This is a genomic window from uncultured Gimesia sp. (genome assembly GCF_937919775.1).
In the GTDB taxonomy this organism is placed as follows: domain Bacteria; phylum Planctomycetota; class Planctomycetia; order Planctomycetales; family Planctomycetaceae; genus Gimesia.
Genome location: NZ_CALFPF010000812.1, coordinates 1 through 5,445, shown reverse-complemented (window position 1 = coordinate 5,445; position 5,445 = coordinate 1). Strand labels below are relative to the sequence as shown.

The 5,445-nt window shown below is 52.2% G+C and carries 3 protein-coding genes; 2 read left to right on the top strand and 1 reads right to left on the bottom strand.

Translation table 11 applies throughout. The annotated features are described in order from the left end of the window. Window positions 1-700: 700 nt before the first annotated feature. Window positions 701-838: a hypothetical protein gene (locus tag Q0294_RS23180; protein WP_299470234.1), complete on the bottom strand. Its 138-nt coding sequence runs from the start codon at window positions 836-838 to the stop codon at window positions 701-703. 291 nt (window positions 839-1,129) lie between these two features. Between Q0294_RS23180 and Q0294_RS23175 the strand changes: the two genes are divergently transcribed. Both Q0294_RS23175 and Q0294_RS23170 read left to right on the top strand, forming a co-directional pair. Then, on the top strand, window positions 1,130-1,795 hold the full coding sequence (locus tag Q0294_RS23175) for a sigma-70 family RNA polymerase sigma factor (RefSeq protein WP_299470232.1): 666 nt from the start codon (window positions 1,130-1,132) through the stop codon (window positions 1,793-1,795). After that, the gene (locus tag Q0294_RS23170; RefSeq protein WP_299470230.1) at window positions 1,749-5,276 is read left to right on the top strand and encodes a serine/threonine-protein kinase; all 3,528 of its coding nucleotides are present in this window, start codon (window positions 1,749-1,751) and stop codon (window positions 5,274-5,276) included. Before Q0294_RS23175 ends, Q0294_RS23170 begins: the two co-directional genes overlap by 47 nt. Window positions 5,277-5,445 lie beyond the last annotated feature (169 nt).

The window sequence follows — 5,445 nt, the reverse complement described above, 5'->3', positions numbered from 1 at the left end:
GGGGTTAATCGCCCAGAGCCAATGTTTTCCTTGCTCATATTTCCGGACAGACTCTAAGCCCCCAGTCGGTACTCGCAACTGCTGCAAAGTCTTCCTCAGAGTTAACTCCACTCAGGAGCGTTCGCCGCTCAAGCTGTTCAAGTGGATTCCGAACAGTAAATTTGCGACGCTTATGGGGGCGTGCAGGTTGAGCGGTAGAAGCAAAAAGTGAAGGAGGCCGACGCATTTGATGCAGTCGACGACGAATGTATGACAACCACGAATTGAGAAGCATGGCTACTCCGGGGGAAAACTCGTTGAGATCTGAAGACAGATAAGTCGTTGACGTCGTCCCGCCTCATGAAGGGTCAGGCCCGACCGTGGAGATGACGTCAATGTGCGCTGTGGTGACAAAATCCGGATAGAAATTACGCGTAAGAAATCAGTGCCCAGGTACGGCCGACACGAGTATGCGGCTGGCAATGGGAAGACATAATGGGATAGGTAAGAGTTCTGGTGGATCACCACCATAAAAATGATCAAGACCGGACGTTTTTTCTCCACGAATGCCTGTTTTTTTGGGGAAACTTTTGCCGATGAGCCTCAAGCCCCGACCACAAGGCAAGATGTCGGATTTGTTATTTTTTCGAGACGGAATGGCTCTCTCACACAACCCCAACCAGTGCCCACAATGCCTGGGAAACCTTAGTTTCCGTTGATTCTACGTGTTTTCATGCCCTGACTGGCGCCGGATCGCCTGCGGCGCGTGGCGTCCTGTAGTCCCATTGACGACAGGTGCGGCGGCCGCATTTGCATGGGTTTTACCAACAAAGGCCACTTTCCACACAACACTCCTCAAACTCGCTTTTCCTTGGTGAAATGCAGTGAATGATTGCATTTCCGGATCACAAAGTCGGCATCGTCCCCCGACTCTCTGAATGACTCAATCCGGCCGCGGTGGTTTCGTCGCAACCGCGAGCGTTGTGAGGGATACGATTGGTATGGGCTCACAAAAGTTGTACGCTCTGGCTGCTCCGTGTGATTATCAGGAACGATAAATCAACAACCAATCTCCTGGAAAACTGTTTTTTTTTACGGAACAAAGTGTCCGCTCTCGCCAGTTTCTACGCCTTTTAAATTGACAGGCGACATGTCACGCAAGAATCCGTCTATTCCAAATTCGGGGCTTTCTAAGCCTTCGGTAGAGTGGTCGCGACGGGCTCGCGATGGCAGGGCATTTACCTTCGACGAATTAATAACAGCGGACAACAGAGTCTATCGGGAGCTCCTTGCGGCTGCGGAGTGTGACTTGGCGGCTCAGAGCAAACAGTCACCATCTGACGTGGTTCAGGAGACAATGGTTGACGCGCAGCGGTCCTTTGGTGATTTTCGAGGTGAAAACAGGAGTAAATGGCGGTCGTGGCTTTTGAGTATTTTAAAATACAATCTGCTCGACAAACGTCGGCGTTTCGTAGATTCAAAGAAACGAACCACGCAAAGAGAAGTGGCGGGGGTAAATATCGCGACGCTGACGGGCAGTGAATCATCCAGTGATTTGCCGCTGAACCAATTGATTAAACGGGCAACAATTTCCAACGTGACACGAAGTCTGGAACAACTACGCCCCGAGCAGCAGGAACTGCTGCGTCTGCGTTACTGGCAACAGAAGTCATTTCATGAAATCGGAAAGATTCAACACCTCACCGGTGACGCGGCCCGGAAAGCTTTGTACCGGTCGGTTGACGCACTTGCGAAGGTGATCGCAGCAAATGAGCAACAAGGACAACATGCTGGCCGAACGACTGATCGCGGCTGATGACGCACGACATCGAGGAGAATCAGATTGGCATCTGTCCAGCCTTGAAGGTTTGTCCCCTGAAAATCATGCTAAGCTGACGCAGTTGATCGACACCGTGCAACTTGTTGACGAATTAGCAAAGTTGGACCTGCCGCGTGAGGCTTCGCAATCTGAAGATGAGACGCAGACCGCGACTTTCCCACCAGTTGGGCGGGAAAACGGACTGCCGGATCATTTTGGCGACTACCGAATTCGGTCATTGATCGCCCGTGGTGGTTTTGGGGCAGTTTTTCTCGCCGAAGACCAACGGACGCGTCGTAAAGTCGCTATCAAAGTTCCACGACCGGATGTGTTGATCACAGACGATCTGCGATATCGGTTCCTGACCGAGGCGCGTGCGGCCGGCACGCTTTGTCATCCCAACATTGTGACTGTCCGGGAAGCGATATCGGAACCCACGCCTGCGATTGTATACGAATACTGCGAAGGTGGGACACTGGCAGACGTATTGCGTGCGGGTACGGAGTTGTCAGAACAACAAGTCCTTGGTTTTGCGATCTGTCTGGCTGAAGCCCTGAAGCATGCTCATGATCGTGGCGTGCTGCATCGCGATCTGAAACCCAGCAACATTCTGTTGACTGAGACCTCGGAGAAAGGCCCCCAAAAACAGTTTCAGATTGGCCAGACGCTGTGGACGCCGAAGTTGACTGACTTTGGATTGGCCAGGCTCATGGACGATTGTGATCGGCATACTCGGACTGGAACAGTATTGGGCACGACAGAATATATGGCTCCGGAACAGGTTGCCGGGCAAACGAGTCAGACTGGAACTCATACTGACATATTTGCATTCGGAATCCTGCTGTACCAATTGCTGACCGGAAAGTTGCCGTTTCAGGGCCCAACCCGTCTGCAGACACTTCTTCGGATCGAGTCCGCTGAACCGGATCGACCACGACTAATCCGCCCGCAACTTTCCGTCGAGATCGAATTGATCTGCCTCAAGTGTCTGCAGAAAGTGCCCGAAGCTCGATACGAATCGGCAGCAGCGTTGTTGCATGATCTTAAGGCTTTGCGCGACTCGAAGCCCATCAGTATCGTGCCGCCGTCATTTCGAAATCAATTCGGATACTGGTATCGGCAAAACCGCAGATTGGTGAACGGCCTGGTGTTTCTGAATGTATTCTTAATTGTTGTTGTGTTGATTGCGGTGCGTCTGCAGGCACTCAATCACGACATACGACTGACTCAACAGGAAGCTGACCTCAGCCAGCAGCTGTCACGGGTCGCTCAGTACTTTCGCAGCTTGTCAGATGCAAAAGCTCTTGTTCTCGCGAGGACGCCGGAATCTCAGACACAAGCACTGGATACTGTGGAAGCAGCGGCACGTGAAAATTTTGCCTGGCAGCAAAACCAGATACGAGATGGTTCCCCCCGTCCGACCTCGGACACAGAACTGCGCACGGCAACAATCGCGTGTCTGCAGGAAGCAGAGCTGCGTCCTGCGGGACAGATTGCGCCGGGATTTAACGCATCGGTTGTCGCATTTCACCCTCAGGGGCACATTATCGCCATCGGTGAGGACCGGTATGAATTGCCTGACCCGCACATAAAGGTCAATCTGTATGAGTTTCCATCTGGTGATCTGCTGGCAGAATTGTCTTGTCCGGGCAACATTCAAAGGCTCATTTCCCATCAGCAAATTGATGGCATCAGAGACCTGGAATGGAGTCCCGATGGGCGTTGGCTTGCCGCCAGTCGAAACCGGGGGCAACTGTTTGTCTGGGATACGCAAATTAATAATAAACGTCAGGAACTGGACACCCTTTCGTTTTACAGGTCCCGGCTGCTGTTCTCTCCCGACAGTCGGACCCTTTATGCAAACACAGTGGTGGCCGAAGACAATGACATACTGCTGAAATTCGAGCTTGCCGAAAATGACATGTTTCGTGAAACGGCAAGCACAGAAGTTAACCACATGCACGGAATGGCATGCTCTAAGCCGTTTGACCGACTGTATGCGTTGGGCGACTCGGGGTTACACACATTCGAACCCAGGTCACTAACAGAGAGACAGGTACGACCGGTAACATGGTCTTTCTTTAAAGACACGCGTGATGGCAGCATCAGATTCATTATTGATCGGGGACGTGTCGGCATTGCGGCTATTGGCTCAGAACAACCAGAACGATTTCTTAACATTCCACACGGCCTGCGACCGTCACAGATACTGAATCAGAACTTTTCGTGCAGCAGCAACGGTAATGTCTGTCTCATTCAGAGTGTTTCTCCCCCACGGCTGCACATTTTTGATACGGCCACCGGGACACTCATTGGTGAATGGCTATCTGTCAGAGCCCGAGACAGCGACTGGCCGTCGGAAGTACATCCAACAGGGCGTTTTTGTGCGGTACCGGATGGAGATCGAGTTCAGCTTGTTGAAATTAGCCGTTTCCCGGAACATCGTTTGACGACTGTTCGTCCTGAGCCGCTCGAATGTGGAGCAATCTCTCCTCTTGGGACGCACATCGTCACAGCAACGCAGAATCGATACGGTGATCGTTCTCTTCGGGTGCAACTCACAGAACTCAACGGTGATGATGAAGAGCAGTTGGTTGCAGAATACAGTCCGAAGCTTCACTCCCGAAACCACCGGCGTGCGTGTGTTGCGGCATTCCATCCGCACGGCGATCGATTTGCTGTTGCCGTGAATCAGTTCAGTTCGTTAAGTCTGCATGACATTCACGGCAAGACTGAGTGGGACATCCAGGTGGAAACACCACGTGCGACTGCATTTTCCCCAACGGGTGATGACTTATGGGTCGCCCATGCATCAGGAGTTCAGAGGCTGGAGCTGAAAGACGGTAAAATCGATCAACGGTGGCGTTGGTCGAATTTGTGGCCGAAGATAAATAATGGTGGGCGGACACTGACTGTCACAGTTGAAGACCATGGGGCGGCTGTCAGTGACAGTGATGGCAGATTGCACCTGTTTTCGGTTGAGCGTCCCCCCGAGGCGTCCACCTTCCGGCCGGAATGGTCTGTTCAGGTTGCGCCCCACCTTGTCCCTCTGACAGCAACTGCTTTCAACAAGACACAGGGGTTTATTCTGGCCGGGGACGAAGCCGGCTTTGTCTACAAGGTCGACACAGCAACCCGGGCCATCACACCGGCGCCGTTGCATTCGCAAAAAATCACCTCGCTGGGCTTTATTAATGACAGTATGTTTTTCACCTCCTCATACGATGGCACCGTCGGTGTGTGGAAGTGGAACGAAGAAACGCCGGAGGAAATCTTTCAATTTCCATCGGGGCGTGCTGTACTTGATGGGACAGCTTACAAAGTGGACGAAACAGATTTCATTAAGTATCGAAGGGAAGGTCAGGGTGCCATGCATGTCTGGAATCTGACACAGTTAGCGAATAGATTCAGTGACATGGCAATAGCCGCTGATGGCATGTCCGCTTCGTCAGAAAAAATTGTGGCGAAGAACCGGTAACCGTCGCGCGGTACAAACTGAGTGCACAAGGCAACTCTCCTTGTCGATTCAGCTTGTGTCGAATCACAACGTAAGCAAGTGCGGCGGAAGATCACGAGAACTGGCGCGCAGAGGCGTTTCAGATAAGTTTGAAATCGTGACAAGCGGGGAATCACAAAAGGGGACGTTC